General features: G+C 51.2%; 20 protein-coding genes. 19 read left to right on the top strand and 1 reads right to left on the bottom strand.

The window, feature by feature from the left end; translation table 11 throughout:
* Positions 1 to 308: 308 nt before the first annotated feature.
* The 18 genes from argH to H8S44_RS11860 all read left to right on the top strand — a co-directional run bounded on the left by argH (position 309) and on the right by H8S44_RS11860 (position 18,077).
* Positions 309 to 1,694 (top strand): argininosuccinate lyase, encoded by a 1,386-nt coding sequence (argH, locus tag H8S44_RS11940; RefSeq protein ID WP_186872294.1) that lies wholly within the window; start codon positions 309 to 311, stop codon positions 1,692 to 1,694.
* An 18-nt stretch (positions 1,695 to 1,712) separates the two neighbouring features.
* Complete coding sequence (locus H8S44_RS11935; RefSeq protein ID WP_186872295.1) at positions 1,713 to 2,432, top strand: aspartate/glutamate racemase family protein; 720 nt, start codon at positions 1,713 to 1,715, stop codon at positions 2,430 to 2,432.
* A 127-nt stretch (positions 2,433 to 2,559) separates the two neighbouring features.
* Positions 2,560 to 4,101: a Na+/H+ antiporter NhaC family protein gene (locus H8S44_RS11930; RefSeq protein WP_186872296.1), complete on the top strand. Its 1,542-nt coding sequence runs from the start codon at positions 2,560 to 2,562 to the stop codon at positions 4,099 to 4,101.
* Positions 4,102 to 4,145: 44 nt separating this feature from the next.
* Positions 4,146 to 5,000, top strand: a complete 855-nt coding sequence (locus tag H8S44_RS11925; protein ID WP_186872297.1) for a polysaccharide deacetylase family protein — start codon at positions 4,146 to 4,148, stop codon at positions 4,998 to 5,000.
* 3 nt (positions 5,001 to 5,003) lie between these two features.
* Positions 5,004 to 5,876, top strand: coding sequence for a polysaccharide deacetylase family protein (locus H8S44_RS11920; protein WP_186872298.1), 873 nt, complete (start codon positions 5,004 to 5,006; stop codon positions 5,874 to 5,876).
* A 242-nt stretch (positions 5,877 to 6,118) separates the two neighbouring features.
* On the top strand, positions 6,119 to 6,232 hold the full coding sequence (gene rpmJ / locus H8S44_RS11915; protein WP_003497809.1) for a 50S ribosomal protein L36: 114 nt from the start codon (positions 6,119 to 6,121) through the stop codon (positions 6,230 to 6,232).
* A gap of 222 nt (positions 6,233 to 6,454) precedes the next feature.
* Positions 6,455 to 6,823 carry a 30S ribosomal protein S13 gene (rpsM, locus tag H8S44_RS11910; protein WP_186872299.1) on the top strand — a complete coding sequence of 123 codons (369 nt, stop codon included), beginning with the start codon at positions 6,455 to 6,457 and terminating at the stop codon, positions 6,821 to 6,823.
* Positions 6,824 to 6,874: 51 nt separating this feature from the next.
* Positions 6,875 to 7,267 (top strand): 30S ribosomal protein S11, encoded by a 393-nt coding sequence (gene rpsK / locus H8S44_RS11905; protein ID WP_087308020.1) that lies wholly within the window; start codon positions 6,875 to 6,877, stop codon positions 7,265 to 7,267.
* Between the two features lie 18 nt (positions 7,268 to 7,285).
* A complete protein-coding gene (gene rpsD / locus H8S44_RS11900; RefSeq protein WP_186872300.1) occupies positions 7,286 to 7,879 on the top strand; it encodes a 30S ribosomal protein S4 in 594 nt (197 codons plus the stop codon).
* A 58-nt stretch (positions 7,880 to 7,937) separates the two neighbouring features.
* Positions 7,938 to 8,897, top strand: coding sequence for a DNA-directed RNA polymerase subunit alpha (locus tag H8S44_RS11895; protein WP_186872301.1), 960 nt, complete (start codon positions 7,938 to 7,940; stop codon positions 8,895 to 8,897).
* A gap of 161 nt (positions 8,898 to 9,058) precedes the next feature.
* On the top strand, positions 9,059 to 9,595 hold the full coding sequence (locus H8S44_RS11890) for a bL17 family ribosomal protein (RefSeq protein WP_186872302.1): 537 nt from the start codon (positions 9,059 to 9,061) through the stop codon (positions 9,593 to 9,595).
* Between the two features lie 245 nt (positions 9,596 to 9,840).
* On the top strand, positions 9,841 to 11,034 hold the full coding sequence (locus tag H8S44_RS11885; RefSeq protein WP_186872303.1) for a pyridoxal phosphate-dependent aminotransferase: 1,194 nt from the start codon (positions 9,841 to 9,843) through the stop codon (positions 11,032 to 11,034).
* On the top strand, positions 11,024 to 12,505 hold the full coding sequence (locus H8S44_RS11880; protein ID WP_186872304.1) for an MBOAT family O-acyltransferase: 1,482 nt from the start codon (positions 11,024 to 11,026) through the stop codon (positions 12,503 to 12,505). Before H8S44_RS11885 ends, H8S44_RS11880 begins: the two co-directional genes overlap by 11 nt.
* 9 nt (positions 12,506 to 12,514) lie before the next feature.
* Entirely contained in the window at positions 12,515 to 13,939 is a 1,425-nt protein-coding gene (locus H8S44_RS11875; protein ID WP_186872305.1) for a hypothetical protein, read from the top strand.
* 164 nt (positions 13,940 to 14,103) lie between these two features.
* Positions 14,104 to 14,784: a DNA/RNA nuclease SfsA gene (sfsA, locus tag H8S44_RS16460; protein WP_243167592.1), complete on the top strand. Its 681-nt coding sequence runs from the start codon at positions 14,104 to 14,106 to the stop codon at positions 14,782 to 14,784.
* Positions 14,775 to 15,875 (top strand): A/G-specific adenine glycosylase, encoded by a 1,101-nt coding sequence (mutY, locus tag H8S44_RS16455; RefSeq protein WP_334297572.1) that lies wholly within the window; start codon positions 14,775 to 14,777, stop codon positions 15,873 to 15,875. The genes sfsA and mutY overlap by 10 nt, the downstream gene beginning before the upstream one ends.
* Positions 15,876 to 15,890: 15 nt before the next feature.
* Entirely contained in the window at positions 15,891 to 17,039 is a 1,149-nt protein-coding gene (gene glf / locus H8S44_RS11865) for a UDP-galactopyranose mutase (protein WP_186872306.1), read from the top strand.
* Between the two features lie 12 nt (positions 17,040 to 17,051).
* On the top strand, positions 17,052 to 18,077 hold the full coding sequence (locus H8S44_RS11860) for a glycosyltransferase family 2 protein (protein ID WP_186872307.1): 1,026 nt from the start codon (positions 17,052 to 17,054) through the stop codon (positions 18,075 to 18,077).
* Positions 18,078 to 18,344: 267 nt separating this feature from the next.
* Here the strand turns inward: H8S44_RS11860 and H8S44_RS11855 are convergent, their stop codons facing one another.
* On the bottom strand, positions 18,345 to 19,448 hold the full coding sequence (locus H8S44_RS11855; protein ID WP_186872308.1) for an ROK family protein: 1,104 nt from the start codon (positions 19,446 to 19,448) through the stop codon (positions 18,345 to 18,347).
* Positions 19,449 to 19,827: 379 nt separating this feature from the next.
* Between H8S44_RS11855 and H8S44_RS11850 the strand changes: the two genes are divergently transcribed.
* Positions 19,828 to 20,574, top strand: a complete 747-nt coding sequence (locus H8S44_RS11850) for a glycerophosphodiester phosphodiesterase (protein ID WP_186872309.1) — start codon at positions 19,828 to 19,830, stop codon at positions 20,572 to 20,574.
* The last annotated feature ends 1 nt before the right edge of the window (position 20,575 follow it).

The following is a 20,575-nucleotide window of genomic DNA, read 5'->3' as shown; positions in this document are numbered from 1 at the left end:
AACAGGCGAACCGGAATGCAGTATGCTTCCCGGTTCGCCTGCTCTCTTTTTATGGAATAGGAAATTCCGATAGAATTCCCTATTCCATAAAAGCAAGCAGAGCTTGCAAAAATGCGCACTCGGCGCAGTGGTAGATGGTTGCCAAGGCAACCATCTACCACTGCGCCGAGTGCGCGAGAATGTGCCAACGGCACATTCTTTTTTATGGCCCGTGTCTACTTGACGAATATACGCGCATCACGTATAATTATTCAGTTACAACATCATTTTCAAACAAAAATACAAGTGAATAAAAGGAGTAATTACAAATGGCAAGTTTGTGGGGCGGAAGATTTGAAAAAGATATGGATGATATTGTAAAAAAATACAATGCATCTATTTTTTTTGATCAGAGAATGTACAACGAGGACATCAACGGCAGTATTGCCCATGTGACCATGCTGGGTAAGCAGGGTATCGTGTCCAATGAGGAAAAGGATCAGATCATCGCAGGTCTGGAGGCCATCCGCAAGGATATCGCGGAGGGCAAGATCGTATTTACCGTAGAGGACGAGGATATCCATATGGGTATCGAGAGCCGGCTCATCGAGCGCATCGGAGATGTGGGCAAGAAGCTGCACACATCCAGAAGCCGTAACGACCAGTGCCAGGTGGATACCCGTCTCTACCTGCGAAAAGAAGTTTATGAGATTCTGAACAGCCTGTGCTATCTGGAGAGCGTGATCCTGGAGAAGGCTGAGAAGTACGCAGACCAGATAACTGTAGGTTTCACCCATCTGCAGCACGCGCAGCCTATCACCATCGGCTTTGTATTCATGGCTTATTTCCAGATGTTTAAGAGAGATATCGAGCGTCTGAGCGATACTCTGGAACGTCTCAACTATAATCCCCTTGGCGCCTGCGCCCTGGCCGGAACCACCATGCCCATCGATCGTCATCTGACCAGTGAGCTGCTGCACTTTACAGCTCCCACAGAGAACGCCATGGACGCAGTCAGCGATCGGGACTACAGCCTGGAGTTCTTAAGCGACGCTTCCATCTCTATGATGCACCTGTCCCGCTGGGCCGAGGAGTTCGCCTGGTGGAATTCTTCTGAGTTTTCCTATATCGCCATTGATGACAGCTTCTGCACCGGAAGCAGCATTATGCCCCAGAAGAAGAACCCGGATATGGCAGAGCTGATCCGCGGTAAGGTAGGCCGTGTATATGGCGATCTGATGCAGCTTCTGACCGTTATGAAGGGAACTGCCCTGGCATACAATAAGGACTTCCAGGAGGACAAGGAGAGTCTCTTCGACGCCATCGACACCTGGAAGGCCACCATCGACATCTTCGCCAAGATGCTGGATAAGACCGAGTTCCGTATGGATCAGATTGAGAAACAGCTGGGCAAGGGTTTCCTGAACGCCACCGATATCGCGGAGCATTTCGCAAAGCAGGGTATCCCCTTCCGTGAGGCACATTCTATCGTAGGACATATGGTAAAGGCATGCGAGAACAAGGGATGCGATTTCGAGGATCTGACAGACGAGGATCTGCAGGCCATCGACAAGCGCGTGACTAAGGAGCTGCTGGGCGATATCAGCATCAAGACCTGTGTAAATGCCCGGGTATCCTTCGGTGGAACTGCTCCGTCCGAGGTACGCCGCCAGATCGAGGTGGGCCGTCAGTGGCTGAACAGCCTGGAGCGCTAAGCAGGGGGCTGTTTTCCTATGAAAATTAAAGTATTAATGACAGATAAAGCTATGCAGCGACCGGTTATGGATGACCGGGAGCGCATGCTGTCAGCGGCAGTCTCATCGGGAGTAGAGATCTCGGTGGACTGCATTAAAAAGGGCCCCGATGAACTGGACTGTCACACAGACGAGGCCTTCGCAGCGCCGGAGCTGGTTAAGATGGCCATTCAGGCAGAGAAAGACGGCTATGATGCCATCGTGATCTACTGCTTCAGCGATGTGGGACTGGAGGCTCTCCGGGAAAATGTAAAGATTCCCGTGATCGCGCCCGGGGAGGTCACCCTGTCGGTGGCCCAGACCCTGTGCAGCCGCTTCGTGGTCGTGACGGGAGCCGGATGGAATATTCCCCGGACCTACCGGCGTATGATGCGAAACTGCATCGCCCGGGAGAAAATGCAGGCCGTACTGGCCCTGGATATCCCTGCAGAGAAAATGCGGGTGAACCCCAATGCCACCAAAGAGCATCTGGAAATGGTCTGCAGGGAGGCAGTGGAGAAATACCAGGCCGACGGCGTCATCTTAGGATGTCTTGGCATGGCAGGCTATGGCGACGAGTTGGAGCGGAAGTATCCGGTGAAGGTGCTGGATCCGGCCTTTATCGCGGTGGCCTATGCGGAGCTGTGCGTGCGGCTGGGGCTCAGGCATATCCCTGCGCAGTATCACCCTTTTACCAATGAAAGTCATGTGGACTTATGAAGATAATTATGGGATCGGTTTCCTGCGGAAGGATAGATACCCGTGGAAAGCAGATTACCTGATTATAAAAATACAGGGTACAGGAATGGATAGTTATGTAAACCTGTAACCAACGAGGAGGATTAGTATGGAATACGGTATCTTATCGATTATCCCCGCAGTGCTGGCAATTGCCCTTGCGATGATAACCAAAAACATTGTGGTGTCTCTTGTCATTTCCGTTTTCGTAGGCTCCACCATTATCTGTGGCTGGAACCCGATCGCGGGCTTTCTGGAAATGACGCACACCCACATTTTCGCGGCATTATCTGAGCCGTCCAATATGCAGGCTTTATTTATGATGACCATTATCTCCGGTTTCATTGCCCTGCTGACCTCTTCTGGCGGAGCCGGAGCCTTTACATCCATGGTAACCAAGAAGGTCAATACCAGAGCAAAATGCGAGACCGGCATCTGGCTGGGAGGTCTGTTTGTATGGTTCACCGATTCAGGAAACTCCCTGATTGTAGGACCGATCTTCGAGGCGCTTGCTGAGAAGCTGCGTGTATCCAGAGAGAAGTTCGCTTATATCCTGGACTGCACCACCTCTCCCATCTGCTCCATGATTCCGATTATCGGCTGGGGTGTAACTACCATTTCCCTGATTCAGGCGGAGCTTGATAATGCGGCCATCACCGAGGTTTCCGGTATGGATGTGTTCATGCAGGCCATTCCGTTTAACTATTACGCAATTCTGACTCTGTTCATGGCAGGTCTCCTGGCATTTACCCAGTGGGATTACGGCCCCATGCTGAAGGCCCAGAATAGATCCATGAAGACCGGCAAGACCCTTCGCGACGGCGGCGTTCCCATGAGAAGTGAGAACAAGAGCGGCAGCGACAACGAGAAAGAGGGAAAAGTCAGCACCATGGTAATTCCGTTGATTACCCTTTTAGTAGTTTTGTTTGCATTCCTGTTCTCCAAGGACTTTCTGCATGAAAGAGTAGCGGGCAGCGACCTGCGTACCGGTATCGCTTCCGCATTCTTCGCAGCTACCATTGTATTGATTATCATGTGCCTGAAGGACAAGCTGTACACCTTTACCGAATGTGTCACCATCTACACCAAAGGCTGCGCCAATGCCATGTTTATGTGCATCGTTCTGGTTCTGGCATGGTCCCTGTCCAGCGTAACAGGCACGCTGAATACCGCAGGCTATCTCATCGAGATTTCCTCCGGCTTCCTGGCACCGAGCATGCTGCCGCTGGTTATGTTCATTTTGGGCGCTATCATGTCCTTTGCGACAGGTACTTCCTGGGGAACCATGGGCGTACTGATGCCGCTGGGACTTCCGGTAGCTATCGATATGGGCGCGTCCCTGCCGCTGGTATCTGCAGCTATCGTAGGCGGCGGACTCTTCGGAGACCACTGCTCCCCGATTTCCGATACCACGGTTCTTGCATCCATCGGAGCAAGCTGCGACCATGTGGATCATTTTGAGACCCAGATGCCTTATGCAGTGACCGTAGCGGTTATCTGCGGCGTCATGTTCATTCTGGCAGGTATGGATACCAGCCCGATTATGCTGGCCGTAGCTGCAGTGATTCTGACCGCAGTCGTATTTGTATTACATAAACTCTCTGTAAAGAAATATGGACAGGAAAAAACGCCCGGAAATGTGACAGAATAGATTCTGCAGAGATGGGCAGACAGTAGAAGAAAAGAGGTTAAAAAATGAGTCAATCATTATGGCCGGAGGGCAAAAAGAGCGCGGCAATGTTCACGTTCGACCTGGACGGCGATATCATCTGGCAGAACATGTCTTCCGATGAACCGAACACGGAGAAGCTGATCCGCGCCCGTTCCATCGGACAGTACGGTCCGAACCGCTGTGTGGACATGATTCTGGATTTATTGGATAAGTATCATGTAAAAGCAACCTTTTTCGTACCGGGTTATGTGGCAGAGCATAACCCGGATGTAATCCGCCGTATCGACGCAGCGGGACATGAGATAGGAAATCACGGTTACACCCATGAGCGTTTCGTGGAGAAGACTGTGGAGGAGCAGCTGGAGATTCTGAAGAAGACCCAGAAAGTCATCAAGGATATCACGGGAAAGGAGCCGAAGGGCTTCCGAACCCCCTCCGGAGATTGGCATGTGCGTACGCCCTATCTGCTAAATGATCTGGGATTCCTGTATTCCAGCTCCATGCGCGGCGACGATATTCCCTATTATACCGTACTGGATGGCAAGGAAACTAATCTGGTGGAGATTCCCTCCAAATGGGAGTTGGACGACTATGTGGCACAGGCCTACAGCGTCTACCCGGCTGAACCCGCCGGACTGGACCGTATCAGCTGCTATCGCAATGTGCAGGACAATGATATCCGGGAGTTCCGCGGTTACTATGATATGGGACTTTGCATCGCGTTTTTGATGCATCCGCAGATCTCCGGAGCGCCGGGACGGAATCTGGTTCTTGAGGAAGTGCTGAAGGAGGTAACCTCCCACGACGATGTGTGGGTGGCTACCGGAAGTGAAGTGGCTGAATACTGGCGCAAGGCACATCCGAGAAAGGAGGACTAGAAGATGTACGCACAGGAAATGAAACTGCCGGAAGGCAAACAATGCGCGGCTTTTATCTCGGTCAATCTGGCTGCGGAGTTCTTCTGGCTGTCTCTCGATAAAAGAGCGGCAGAGATGCCCAAGACCCTGTCCCTGGGACAGTATGGTATGACCCACGGTCTTCCGAGACTTTTAAGTCTGCTGGACGAGCTTCATATTAAGGCCACGTTCTTTGTACCGGGCAAGACTGCGGAGACCTATCCGGAAAAAATCAGAGAAATCGCAGACAGAGGCCATGAGATCGCCTGCCACGGCTATGAATATGAAAATTTCGGTCTCTTAGACGCAGAGGAGCAGCGGGAGCGCATCGGTAAGGCTGTGAAAGCCATCGAGGACGCCTGCGGAAAGAAGCCGGCCGGTTTTCGGGCCCCCATCGGCGATCTGATGCTGGAGACGCTGGATATCGCCAGAGAGTACGGTATGACCTATTCCAGCGACCTGTACGACGACGACCGGCCTTATTTCATGAAGACCAATGAAAAGGGCGACAAAATCCTGCAGATTCCCCAGCAGTGGGCGAACTTTGACCTGCCGTATTTTGCTTTCAACTACCGTCCCGCATTCCCCTTCGGACAGGGACGTGTGGCAAACTACAGCAACGTACTTTCCAATTGGAAGGACGAGTTCACAGGACACTACAATCATCGCCTCTGCTATAACCTGCAGCTGGATCCCCAGTCCACCGGAAGCCCGGGACGTTTCGCCATGCTCCGGGAGTTCCTGGAATACATGTGCGCCCACGAGGGCGTATGGTTCGCCACAGGCAGCGAGCTGGCAGACTTCTGTAAGCAGGACGAGGCAGCTTATCCGAGCCTTCGGGAAACCAGAGTGGTTTAGCAGGAAATGCTGAAAAAACCGGTAAGATAAATAAAAAAATACTTGCAATCTGAATCCCCGTGTGTTATCATACTAGACGTATGATCTCCACGGGGATTCTGCGCCTGTTTTTAGGAAACGGGTTTTGGAAGATTCGTGAGATCGGGAACAAGAAACGCCTTGTTTTTCGGCATTTTTCCACTTCAAAACCCAGTCGTGGAACGGTGAAGAAGAACGAAAGATGTGAAAGGAGGATTTTTACGATGAAAGTAAGATCATCTGTAAAACCCATTTGCGAGAAGTGCAAAATCATCAAGAGAAAAGGTAGTATCAGAGTAATTTGCGAGAATCCGAAGCACAAGCAGCGCCAGGGTTAATTCCGCAGATTGTGATAAATCTCGTTTCATATATATTTGTGAGCAGGAGATTATTCACAATGATATTGCTTAAAACGGAGAAATGCGTACCGCAGAGTATCTGAAAGGTCGGGTATTTACCCGGCTGGATGCGAACACCGCATCCCATTTAGGAAAGTGTCATCGGGCACCTATTAAAAAACGCCCGGAACCCAATTTTTTATTAAATGGAGGAATAATCAAATGGCTCGTATTTCTGGTGTAGACTTACCAAGAGAAAAGCGTGTAGAGATTGGTCTGACTTATGTATACGGCATCGGCCGCGTAAGCGCAACCAAGATCCTGGAAGCAGCAAAGGTAAATCCGGATACCCGTGTAAGAGACCTGACTGACGAGGAAGTCAAGAGAATCAGCGAAGTAATCGACGCTGACTACATGGTAGAGGGAGATTTAAGACGTGAGATCGCGATGAACATCAAGCGTCTGCAGGAGATCGGATGCTACAGAGGTATCCGTCATCGTAAGGGACTGCCGGTTCGTGGTCAGAAGACAAAGACCAACGCAAGAACTCGCAAGGGTCCGAAGAGAACAGTAGCAAACAAAAAGAAATAAGCATTGAGCACTTAGCGAATGCAAGATATGAAGAAAGTAGGTTAGTTTAAAATGGCGAAAGTTACAAAGAAAGTGACAAAAAAGCGCGTAAAGAAAAACGTTGAACGCGGACAGGCACATATTCAGTCATCTTTTAACAATACAATCGTTACCCTGACAGATACCGAAGGAAACGCTCTGTCATGGGCAAGTGCCGGTGGTCTGGGATTTAGAGGTTCAAGAAAATCTACTCCGTATGCTGCACAGATGGCAGCTGAGACTGCAACCAAGGCAGCTCTGGTACATGGACTCAAGACTGTAGACGTTATGGTTAAGGGACCGGGTTCAGGCCGTGAGGCAGCAATCCGTGCACTTCAGGCATGTGGTCTGGAGGTAACCAGTATTCGTGACGTAACACCCGTTCCTCACAACGGATGCCGTCCGCCCAAGCGTAGAAGAGTCTAATTTAGGAGGTCGTAAGTTATGGCAGTCAATCGTGTTCCGGTTTTAAAAAGATGTCGTTCCCTTGGTCTGGAGCCGACAGTATTGGGAATTGATAAAAAGTCCACAAGAGAGTTAAAGAGAGCAAACAGAAAGATGTCCGAGTACGGACTTCAGCTTCGTGAGAAGCAGAAAGCAAAATTCATCTACGGCGTACTTGAGAAGCCGTTCCTGAACTACTACAAGAGAGCAGATAAGATGAAGGGCATGACCGGTGAGAATCTGATGATCTTACTGGAGAGCAGACTGGACAACGTAGTGTTCCGTCTGGGCCTGGCCAGAACCAGAAGAGAGGCTCGTCAGATCGTAGATCACAAGCACGTTCTGGTAAACGGCAAGCAGGTAAACATCCCGTCCTACCTGGTAAAGGCTGGCGACGTGATCGAAATCAAAGAGAAGTGCAAGGGTTCTCAGAGATATAAGGATATCGTAGAGGCAACTGCAGGAAGACTTGTTCCGGAGTGGCTTGAGGCTGACCTTGAGGCTCTGAAGGGAACCGTTAAGGAGCTTCCGTCCAGAGAAGTCATTGATGTACCGGTTGATGAGATGCTTATCGTCGAGCTGTATTCTAAGTAATCTGAGTATAACATCGACAGCATAACACCCAAACAAAATGTGAAGGAGGAGCCTTTTAGTGTTCGAGTTTAATAAACCGAAAATTGAGATTGCAGAGATTTCAAATGATAAGAAGTATGGAAAATTTGTGGTTGAGCCGCTCGAGAGAGGCTATGGTACGACACTGGGCAATTCACTGAGAAGAATCATGCTTTCTTCGTTACCGGGTGCAGCAGTCAGCCAGGTGAAGATCGAAGGCGTTCTGCATGAGTTCAGTTCCATTCCTGGAGTAAAGGAAGACGTAACTGAGATCATCATGAACATCAAGAATCTGGCCATTCGGAATACAAGCGACAGCAACGAAGCGAAAATCGCCTACATCGAGTTCGATGGCGAGGGCGTAGTCACAGCAGCTGATATTCAGGCAGATCCCGACATCGAGATTCTGAACCCGGAGCTTGTAATCGCTCATCTGAACGGCGGCGCAGACAGCAAGCTGTACATGGAGCTGACGATTACGAAGGGCAGAGGCTACGTGAGCGCAGATAAGAATAAGAATCCGGATCTTCCCATCGGAGTGATTGCGATCGATTCTATCTATACACCCGTTGAGCGTGTAAACATGACAGTGCAGGATACCCGTGTTGGTCAGGTAACTGACTATGACAAGCTGACACTTGATGTGTATACAAACGGAACCCTGGTTCCGGATGAGGCTGTCAGCCTTGCTGCAAAGGTACTGAGCGAGCATCTGAGCCTGTTCATCGACCTGTCCGAGAATGCCAAGACCGCAGAGGTTATGGTAGAGAAAGAGGACAATGAGAAGGAAAAAGTGCTTGAAATGAGCATCGACGAGCTGGAGCTTTCCGTTCGTTCCTTCAACTGCCTGAAGAGAGCAGGCATCAATACAGTAGAAGAGCTTTGCAACAGAACTCCGGAGGATATGATGAAGGTTCGTAACCTGGGCCGTAAGTCCCTGGAAGAGGTTCTTGCAAAACTGAAAGAGCTGGGATTACAGCTGAACCCAAGCGAAGAGTAATCTTCGCTTGGGTGATACTTCTCGAACTGGCTTCGAGAAGGTACCGATATTCCGAGCGAGGAATAAAATTCCTCGCCCACATAAACACTATGGAAGAAAGTCCTCCCCAGTAAGACCGAAGAAGCATGGGGATGTGGCTCCACAGATGGAGGAAAAGAAAAATGGCAAAGTATAGAAAACTGAGCAGAACATCCAGCCAGAGAAAGGCTCTCCTGAGAAATCAGGTAACCGCTCTTCTGGAGAACGGCAAGATTGTAACTACCGAGGCTAAGGCGAAGGAAGTTCGCAAGATTGCTGAGGGACTGATCGCACTGGCAGTAAAGGAGAAGGACAACTTCGATACCGTTACTGTTACCGCTAAGGTTCCGCGTAAAGACGCTGATGGAAAGCGCGTAAAAGAAGTGGTAGACGGCAAGAAGGTTACCGTATACGACGAAGTAGAGAAGACTATCAAGAAGGATCAGCCGTCCAGACTGCATGCCAGACGTCAGATGCTGAAGGTTCTCTACACTGTAACTGAGGTTCCGACCGAAGCTGCAGGAAAGAAGAAGAGCACCAAGAAGGTTGACCTGACAGCAAAGCTGTTCGACGAGATCGCACCGAAGTACGCAAGCCGCAACGGTGGTTACACCAGAATCGTAAAGATCGGCCAGCGTAAGGGCGACGCAGCGATGGAAGTACTTCTGGAGCTGGTATAAGCCTTATCTGATTGTTCGAGATTCTTTGATTGAACTTAGAACGCCCCCGGGCCTGGAGAAATTCAGGTTTCGGGGGCGTTTTTTGCGTAGTTCCAAAGGGAACCGGCGCATTTTCCTTGCACTTTTTTTCTGCGGATAGTAAAATAATATCAAGTATGCCGTGCGCCTGTGCGTCAGGCGCGCTTTTCATCATGCAGACAGAATCATAACAGAATAAAGAATGATCTGCAGAGGAGGATAAAATTATGATATCACAGGAATGCTATGAGCTTGGCAGTAAAAGCTCTGTTATAAGAGAGATATTTTCCTACGGCCTGAAGAGAAAGGCCGAGATCGGCGAGGACAAGGTCTATGATTTCAGCCTGGGCAATCCCAGCATCCCGGCGCCGGAATCCGTGAAGCAGGCGATTTTGGAGCTGATGGAGCTGCCGCCTGAGAAGATCCACGCTTATTCTCCGGCACCGGGCGACCCGAAGGTGCGTACTGCCATTGCCGGGTCCCTGAACCGCCGCTTCGGCGAGAACTTCCGTATGGAGAATATCTTCATGACCTGCGGAGCGGCCGCATCCTTAAATATCTGTCTGAAAGCCCTGTTGAACCCAGGTGAAGAAGTTATCACTTTCGCGCCGTTCTTCCCGGAGTATCGTGTCTGGGTCGAGGGCGCAGGCGCCGTCCTGAATGTGATTCCGGCGAAACTTCCGGATTTCCAGATCGACGCGGAAGCCTTTGAGCGGGCCATTACACCGAAAACCAAGGTGGTTATCGTGAATACTCCGAACAACCCCTCCGGAGTTGTATATTCTGAAGAAACAATCAAGAATCTTTGCGCGATTCTGAAAAAAAAGTCCGAAGAGTACGGAGCGCCCATTTATCTGATTACCGACGAGCCTTACCGGGAGATCGTGTATGATGACATCCAGGTGCCCTATCTGACAAAATATTATGACGATACGCTGGTCTGCTATTCCTACAGCAAGTCCCTGTCCCTGCCGGGAGAGCGTATCGGCTATATCGTGATTCCGGATCGCATCGCCGATCATGAGCATGTGGCTCCGGCCATCGCAGGCGCAGCCCGGGTACTGGGCTTCGTGTGCGCGCCCTCCCTGTTCCAGCAGGTGGTGGCAAAGTGCGTGGACGATACCGGAGATATTTCCGCTTATAAGAAGAACCGGGATATCCTGGTGGAGGGCCTGCAGCGCATGGGCTATACCTGTGTAAAGCCCCAGGGAGCCTTTTATCTGTTCATGAAAGCCCTGGAGGAGGACGCTTACGCCTTCTGTGAGAGGGCAAAAAAGTATGATCTGCTTCTGGTTCCCAGCGACGATTTCGGCTGCCCGGGCTACGTGCGGATCTCCTACTGCGTGTCTGAGAAGACGATTCTGGATTCCATGCCGGCCTTTGAAAAGCTGATGGAGGATTATAGAACGAATGCTGTTTAATTCGCTGCAATTTGCAATCTTTTTCCCGGTGGCGGCTTTGGTGTATTTCATGATTCCGAAGAAACTGCGCTGCCTCTGGCTTCTTTTGGCAAGCTATGCGTTTTACATGAGCGCAAGCCCGAAATACGTGGTCTTTCTGTTGTTTTCCACTCTGGTCACCTATGGCGGCGGTCTTCTGGTGGAGCGGGCGGAGCCCAAAAAGAAGAAACTCTATATGTGGCTGACCTTTTTGTGCAGCCTGGGGGTACTGGGACTTCTGAAGTATTTGGATTTTCTGCTGGGCAATGTAAATACGGTGCTGGGAATGGCGGGAATGGGACCCGTGAATAAGCCTTTCAGCATTGGCCTGCCGGTGGGAATCTCCTTCTATACCTTCCAGTCCCTGGGCTACATGGTGGACATTTACCGGGGCGACACAAAGGCAGAGCGTAACATTCTGAACTACGCCCTGTTCGTGTCCTTCTTTCCGGTGATTCTGTCAGGCCCCATCGAGCGCTCCGGCAATCTGCTCCGGCAGATTCGGGAGCTTCCGGAAAAGGCCCTCTGGAATTTCGGGCGGGTGGCGGGGGGACTGACCCTGCTTTTGTTCGGACTGTTCCAGAAAATGGTCATTGCGGACCGGATCGCCATTCTGGCCAATCAGGTCTTTGATAACTATCACATGTATGGCACCTTCGGACTGACCGTGGGAGCCATCGCCTATACGATTCAGATTTACTGCGATTTCGCCAGCTATTCCATGATGGCCTTCGGCGTGGCGAAGGTGCTGGATTTCGGGATCACCGAGAACTTTCGGACGCCCTATTTTTCCCGCTCCATGCGGGAGTTCTGGCGCAGATGGCACATTTCCTTAAGCAGCTGGTTCCGGGACTACCTCTATATTCCCCTGGGCGGCAGCCGCTGCGGAAAAGGACGCAGATATTTCAATCTGATGGTAACCTTTCTGGCCAGCGGCCTGTGGCACGGAGCCAGCTGGAGCTTCGTGGTCTGGGGCGGTCTGCACGGTCTCTATCAGATCATTGGTTATGAGCTGCGGGGTGTGAAAGATCGAATCAATGAAAAGCTGCATACAAAGACCGACTGTTTCAGCTACAAGCTGGGCCAGGTACTGGTGACCTTCTGCCTGACGGCTTTTGCATGGATCTTTTTCCGGGCCAATAGTCTCAGCGATGCCTTTGGCTATATCCGCCGGATGTTGACAAAGCCGGATCTCTGGAACCTGTTCAATGGCGGACTTTACAGTCTGGGCCTGGATCGCGTGGAAATGAATGTACTGTTCGTGAGCCTTCTGGTTCTGCTTTTGGCGGATCTGGTACGGTATTTCAGAAAGCAGCAGCTGGACGCGTTTCTGGCGGAGCAGAATCTCTGGTTCCGGTGGAGTGTGCTGCTGGCGCTCATTGCAGCGGTGGCCATTTTCGGTATCTACGGTCCGGGATATGACGCCCAGCAGTTTATCTATTTCCAGTTTTAGGAGAATTACATGAAAAAGAAACTCATTGGTACGGTTGTATTTCTGGCCCTGGCGGCGGGGCTTCTGTGGAAGCTGAACGATGTATTCAGCCTGAAGCAGAAGGACGGTATCGTTCCCATGGAGCTCTTTTACGAGCAGGAGCCCGGGACCATCGATGTGATGTTCTACGGAAGCAGCCATACCTATTCCGATATTAACCCGGCGGTGCTCTGGGAGCAGGAGGGCATCTCCTCCTACGATTTGGCGGGCAGCCTGCAGCCCCTCTGGAACACCTACTATTATATGAAAGAGAGCCTGAAGTATCAGCGGCCCAAGGTCATGGTGGTGGAGCTGGTGCGGGCCATCGAGAGCCGGGACTACATCGAAGAGGCCAGGACGGTCACCAATACCTTCGGTATGAAGTTCTCGAAAGAAAAGATCGAAAATATCCGGGTCAGCACTCCGAACAACCTGATTCCCTATCTGCTGGGTTATCCGGTATACCATTCCCGGTATACGGAGCTTTCCAGGGAGGATTTCGCAGCGTACCTGGGCGATCCCCATGGCAGGGCCTCCAAGGGCTATTATCCCCTGTATGTGACCAAATCCTATGATTCCATGGCGGATATGAGCGGGGTCACAGAAAGCAGCGACCTGGCGCCCAAGTCCGAGGAGTATCTGCGGAAGATCATTGCGCTGGCAAAAGAAGAGGAGATTCCGCTGGTGTTCATGATTTCACCCTATCAGGGGATCATCGGGGAGGAGCAGAGAATCTTCAACCGCTGCGGGGAAATCGCGGCGGAGGAGGGCATTCCGTTTCTGGACTTTAATCAGATGTATGAGGAGCTGGGGCTGGATCCCAAGACAGATATGGCAGAGGCATCCCATCTGAATTACCGGGGAACGGAGAAGCTGAGCCGGTATCTGGCGGGATGGCTGGCATCGAACTATGATCTGGCAGATCACCGGGGCGATGAGGCTTATGCCAGCTGGGAGGAAAATGCGGCCGACTGGAAGCAGAAGGACTTAAACCAGATGCTGACCGAGGAGGAAGGCTGGTATGACTTCCTGCAGCGCCTGGCGGAAAATGACGGAACCTATACTTATGTGATCGGTCTGACCGGCGCTTATGACAATGGAGAGCAGCCTGTGGGGGAAGTGCTGGCAGAGCTTGGCGTGCCCCAGGAGGTACTGACCCGGGGCGGCGTCTTCATCGGCGGCGTGGACGGAGGCCGGGCGCTGGCTGGCGGAACAGATGGATCCTGCGTACTGGAATTCGCGGCATCGGATCTGGAAGTGAAGGTCAGCGGCGGGAATCAGTCCATCGTGTATAGCGGCGAAAGTGCGTTAAAAACCCTGAACGGTATCAATGTGCTGGTGTATGACCATTTCACCGGGAGTCTGGTGACAGCTGTGGGCTTTGACGCGGAGAATGGGTATGCCTGCGTACACTAGAATGCCGTGGTTTTAATTTACAAAATATTAAGAAAGATTCTATGGGATATTAAAAATATGCCGCTAGAATAGAACCAGCTGTTGGTTTAAGCCGCGCTGTGCTGTGGAGCGGGAGGGTCAGATGCGGCAGGCAGGAACAACAGTGTCAGAAGGAAAAGACAAGCATGAAATATGAACATATGGAACCTGCCCGCTTCGTCTCCCGGCCCAATCGCTTCGTGGCCCAGGTGGAGCAGAAGGGCCGGCAGGAAGTCTGCCATGTGAAAAATACAGGGCGCTGCAAGGAACTGCTGGTTCCCGGCGCGGAGCTGTATGTGCAGCGCTCCGATAACCCGGCCCGGAAGACGGCCCTGGATCTGATTTCCGTGAAAAAGGGAGAGCAGTGGGTGAATATAGATTCCCAGGCCCCGAATAAAGTGGCAGAGGAATGGTTGAAAGCGGGCGGACTTGGTTACAAAGACATTTATGTAAAGCCTGAGTGCAGGTACGGGAATTCCCGTTTTGACTTCTATCTGGAATATGAGGGCAGGAAAGCTTTTATGGAGGTCAAGGGCGTGACTCTGGAGGAGGACGGCGTGGCCCGTTTTCCGGACGCGCCTACGGAGCGGGGCGTGAAGCATATCGAAGAGTTGATGCGCTGCATGGAAAACGGGTATGACGCTTATATCTGTTTTGTCATACAGATGAAAGGCGTCACGCGGCTGGAGCCCAATGACCGGACGCATCCGGCCTTTGGAGAAGCGCTTCGGAGAGCGGCGAAGGCGGGGGTACAGGTGCTGGCTTATGATTGTCTGGTGAAGCCGGATGAGTTAAGGATAGACAGAAAAATTGAGGTGTGTCTTTGAATAAAGATTTGAAAGAAATTGTGCAGCCGCTCCTGGCCTGGTATGATGCCCATGCCCGGGTTCTCCCCTGGCGGGAACAGCCCACCCCTTACCGGGTCTGGGTATCGGAGATTATGCTGCAGCAGACGAGAGTGGAAGCCGTAAAACCTTATTTTGAGCGCTTTATGACGGCGCTTCCCGGTATCCGGGATCTGGCGGAGGCTCCCGAGGATGTGATCCTGAAGCTCTGGGAGGGGCTTGGATATTATAACCGGGTTCGGAATATGCAAAAAGCCGCCCGGAAGCTGGTGGCAGAGTACGACGGCCAGATGCCGGCAGATTTCGACGCGATTCTGGAGCTGCCCGGCATCGGAAGCTACACGGCGGGGGCTATCGCGTCCATTGCCTTTGGCCTGCCCTATCCGGCCGTGGACGGCAATGTGCTGAGGGTTCTGTCCCGCATTGAGAAAAGCTGCGACGATATCCTGAAGCAGTCTGTAAAACGGCGCTTCGAGCAGGAGATAAAAGCAGTGATTCCGGCGGACCGGGCCGGAGACTTCAGCCAGTCCCTGATCGAGCTGGGAGCCATCGTCTGCGTGCCAAACGGCGCGCCCAGATGCGGCGAATGTCCGCTGGCGGCGTTGTGTCAGGCCCATCAGGAGGGCGTGGAGACAGAGCTTCCGAAGAAAACACCGCCCAAAAGCCGCAGAATCCAGGATAAGACGGTTCTGGTGCTGGTATCGGACAATCAGGCCGCTCTTCGGAAACGGCCCGCAAAAGGGCTTCTGGCGGGCTTATATGAGCTGCCGAATCTGGAAGGCCATTTGAAGCCGGATCAGGTGCTGGACTATGTGAAGTCCGAGGGACTGTCTCCCATCCGCATCCAGGAGCTTCCGGCTGCAAAGCATATCTTCAGCCATATCGAGTGGCATATGGAAGGCTATGTGGTGAAGGTGGAGGAGCCGGAGATTCCCGACAGGCAGACGGATGAAGCTGCACAGGCAGCTTCCCCGGAAAAGCTGTTCTTCGTGGAAAAGCAGCAGATGGAAGAGAAGTATTCGATTCCGGCGGCCTTCGCGGCTTACACGGAATATTTTAAGCATAGATACTAGAGGAGAAAAATTACTATGTACGACTGCATCATCATCGGTTCCGGAATCGCCGGCGCTGCCGCTGCCAGAGTTCTGGCAGAGGAGCAGGGCAAAAAGGTTCTGTTACTGGAAAAGAAACACCATATCGGCGGCAACTGCTACGACGGGAAGGACGAGTATGGCATCCTGGTACACTGGTACGGGCCGCACATCTTCCACACCGGCAATGAGGAGGTCTACGAATGGCTGTCCCGTTTCACCGAATGGTACGCCTTCGGACATGAAGTAGTAGCCCGGGTGGGCGACAAGCTTCTGCCGGTCCCCTTCAATCTAAATACCCTGAAAATGGTCTACGGCGAGGAAAAGGCCGCCGTTCTGGAAAAGAAGCTGGTGGATACCTTCGGCTTCGGCGCCCGGGTGCCGATTCTGAAGCTCCGGGAGCAGCAGGACCAGGACCTGCGCGCCATCGCGGATTTTGTCTATGAAAATGTATTCCTGCGCTATACCATGAAGCAGTGGGGCCAGACCCCGGAGGAGATCGACCCGGCAGTGACAGGCCGCGTCCCCGTGGTCATTTCTTATGATAATCGGTACTTCGGGGACAAGTATCAGGGTATGCCGCTCCATGGCTTTACACCCATGTTTGAAAAGATGCTGGATCACCCGAACATAGAGGTCCGCACCAATACCAACGCGAAGGACGTACTGGTCATTTCGGAGGATGAGGGAAAGGTGCTGCTGGACGGTCAGGAGTTTGCCGGTACAGTCATTTACACCGGCCCGGTGGACGAGCTTTTTGACTGCCGCTTCGGACGGCTGCCCTATCGGACCCTGCGCTTTGATTTCGAGCATTATGACCGACCCGATTATCAGGGCCACAGCGTGGTGAACTACACGGTCAGCGAGGATTACACCCGCATTACCGAGTTCAAATATCTGACCGGACAGAAGGCCGACAGTACTACCATCGTGAAGGAATATCCCTTTGCCTACACAGGCGCGGAGGGCGAGATTCCCTATTATGCCATCATGAACGAGGAAAATAACGCATTGTACCAAAAGTATGCGGATCTGGCGGCGAAGCTGCCTGATTTCCACCTTCTGGGCAGACTTGCGGAGTACAAATACTACAACATTGACGCCATGGCAGCCAGGGCCATCGCACTGGCCCGCTCTCTGGTGTAAAAAGGAGGACGTATGAAACTTTTATCCATAGCAATTCCCTGTTATAATTCCGAAGCCTATATGCGCAACTGCATCCATTCTCTGCTGGCAGGCGGCGAGGAAGTGGAGATTATCATTGTGGACGACGGATCCAAGGACGGTACCGCAGCCATTGCGGACGAATACGCGGAAAAATATCCGACTATCGTTAAGGCGGTCCATCAGGAAAACGGCGGCCACGGCGAAGCAGTGAACGCAGGTCTCCGCAATGCCACCGGCCTTTATTTCAAGGTGGTGGACAGCGACGACTGGGTATCCATTTCCGCTTATAAGGAGATCTTAAAGACCCTGGAAAAGCTGGCCGGGGCCAAGCCCATGGTGGATATGCTGATCAGCAATTTCGTCTATGAAAAAGAGGGAGTCAAGCGTAAGAAGGTCATGAGCTACCGTTCCGCTTTTCCACAGGATCAGGTCTTTACCTGGGACGATGTGAAATTCCTGCACAAGGGCCAGTATATCCTGATGCACTCCGTCATTTACCGGACCAAGCTGCTGCGGGAGTGTGGACTGGAGTTGCCGAAACACACCTTCTATGTGGATAACATCTTTGTATATCACCCGCTGCCTCACGTAAAATATCTGTATTACCTGGATGTGAATTTCTACCGTTATTTTATCGGCCGCAGCGATCAGTCCGTCAATGAAAAGGTTATGATTGGCCGGATCGACCAGCAGTTGAAGGTCAACCGTATCATGATCGACGACTATAAGCTCTCCGATGTGCGCCAGGTGCCCAACCGGAAGCTGCGCCATTATATGAAGAATTATCTGGAGATCATCATGGTGGTATCCTCCATCATCGCCATCCGTTCCGGCACCGAGGAGAACCTGGAAAAGAAGTATGAGCTCTGGAAATACCTGAAAAAGAAAGACCCCAAGACCTACTACGAGCTCAAATGGGGCGTCCTGGGCCGCACCATGAACCTGCCGGGCAGAACAGGCCGGAAGATTTCGGAGGTAGCTTATAAGATTGCGAATAAGTTTGTGGGATTTAACTAAAGTGTGACAGACAGACCGGTATGCAATGATGCGGCAGTACACGCGGATCCGCGGCGAACGAGGCGCTGATTTTACATACTATGATATCAAGAAAGTGTATGTGCTCGTTCTCTACGAGAAATCCACGGCGGAATTTCATCGCCATGGAGAGGCGAGACGAGTTAGATAAAGAAAAGCTGCGTATTAAGGAAAGGGACTATCGCAATATAGATGAATCACCATCTATAAAGCGACAGTCCCTTTTTTGTTTTGTATCCTGTCCGAGCATTACACCGAATCTGTAAAATCCGCGATAAACCGCATGGCCGCGCCTGCCGCAATGGCCTCTTTTTTGTAGGAGCAGAGCTTTAGGAAGTCCGCATTGTCACAGAAGGTGCTGAGTTTTACCACTCGCGCCTGCAGATCATCGATATAGGGCCCCATGTACTCGCCCACATAGCCGCCCAGGACGATATTGCAGTCCAGAAGAACGTGGATTGTGTTTACGGTGGCTGCCAGGTGATCCAGATAGGTATTCCATTCTTCAACAAGCTTCGGATCGCCGTTCCGCAGCTCCTGGAAGAAGGCTTCCAGATTCCCGTCGGTTAAATCCGAGAGAACCGTGGCAGAGATGTAGGTGTCCACGCAGCCACGCTGGCCGCAGTAGCAGAGCCGTCCGCCGGGAACCAGCTGGATATGGCCGGCCTCGCTGCTCTCCTGATTGTCTCCGCTGTAGATAGTATGATTGATGATGATGGAACCACCGATGTTATTGGCTAGCATCAGATAAAACATATTTTTAAAATTGGGATTTCCCCAGGTCTCGGCAAAGGCGGCAGCCTTGGCGTCGTTAAAAAGATCTACCCGATAGGGGATATATTTTTTGAAATCCTCCAAAATATTTTCCTGAATGGGAAGAATCTTGCTGAAAAATACATGTCTCCGATCTGCGTCTACCAGAGCGGGAAGCCCGATTCCGACCCCCAGAATCCGGCTTTCATCCAGATGGTTGTCCCGGATAAAGGCTTCCAGGGTCTTTCCTACACTCTGGAAATACAGATCCGTGGATTGAAAGGACAGCCGGTAGCGTCGGAAAGTAATAATGGTTCCGGTCAGATCCAGAGCGGCGATAGTAATATGATTCCGGGTAACGTCAATCCCAAGAGCGATCCGCGCATCCCGGATCAGGGAATAGGTGGTGGCCCGGCGTCCTCCGGTATTACCCTGAGAACCAGATTTCTCGATGAGCTTGTCCGCCAGTAGTTCATCTATATTTTTTGTAATAGTAGGAAGACTGAGATTCAGTTTGAATACCAGATCCTGTTTTGTCAGAGAGTTATGAGACATAAACTCATGGTAAATATTGGAGCGGTTAATTTTTCTGAGTTCCATTTCTGTTGACTTTTTCCTTTCCATATATTAAATTCCCCCTCCACATTTTATAAAAGTGATTTAATTAATCATATAAGATTTCCCAATTTTATGCAATAGGCATTTCCAAGAATAATCTCTAAAAATGGGAGATAAGTCTTGTGAATAATACCCAAAAACACCAGAAAGTGGGTAAGAATAGATAAAATGACGAAAACAAAGCTAAATAACTTCAAAACAGGTGAAAAAAATAACGAAAAATAAGTGAAAAATATGAAAAAACATATTGACAAATTACAAATAATAAACTACTATAATAAAAACGTTTAATAAAGTTGCTTAAAAAAACAAATTATATAAACAGATAAAATAAAGAAGTTAAAAAACGGGAGGAAAAAGAATGTATTGGGATCAGAGCAGAGAAAACATTTCCATTATGGGACACAGAGGCGTGCGTGCCCTCTATCCGGAGAACACCATGTTATCATTCCGGAAGGCTGTGGAGTACGGATTGGACGGAATCGAGACAGACGTACATCTGACCACAGACGGACAGCTGGTGCTGCATCATGACGAGATGCTGGAGCGTACCACCAATGGAACCGGAAATATCGAGACCTATTCCTACGCAGATCTGCGGAAGCTGGATGCGGGAATCAAGTTCAATGAAAAGTACGCAGGACAGTACATCCCCAGACTGGAGGAACTGCTGGAGCTGGTACAGGATACCAAGATGGTACTTAATGTGGAGATGAAGGACTACCGGCCTGAGGCCCTGGACAAGACTATCCAGACCCTGGATCATTACGGAGTCCTGGAGCGCTGCGTCATCGCAAGCTTCAGCGGAGCAGTCACCACCCTGGCCCATAAAAAATACGGCGTAAAGACCCAGGGTTTCCCACTTTATATGGTAGAGGATGCAGATGAAGAAACAGAACAGCATTATTACGCTGTGGGAATTCCGCTGAAGGATCTGAGCCAGGAGCTCTGCGCGGAATATGTGAAGAAGGGAATCGACCCATGGAGCTGGTGTGAAGACACAGAAGAGCAGGTACGGGAAAGCATCGCAAAGGGAAGCACATTGATTACCGTCAATGACCCCAGACCTGCCATGAAGATTCTCAGAGGTATCGACATTATAGAGTAGG

The sequence above is a fragment of the Anaerosacchariphilus hominis genome, from assembly GCF_014290175.1.
Classification (GTDB): domain Bacteria; phylum Bacillota; class Clostridia; order Lachnospirales; family Lachnospiraceae; genus Laedolimicola; species Laedolimicola hominis.
Note: the sequence above shows the minus strand (reverse complement) of the source record. Positions and strands in the feature narration are given on the sequence as shown.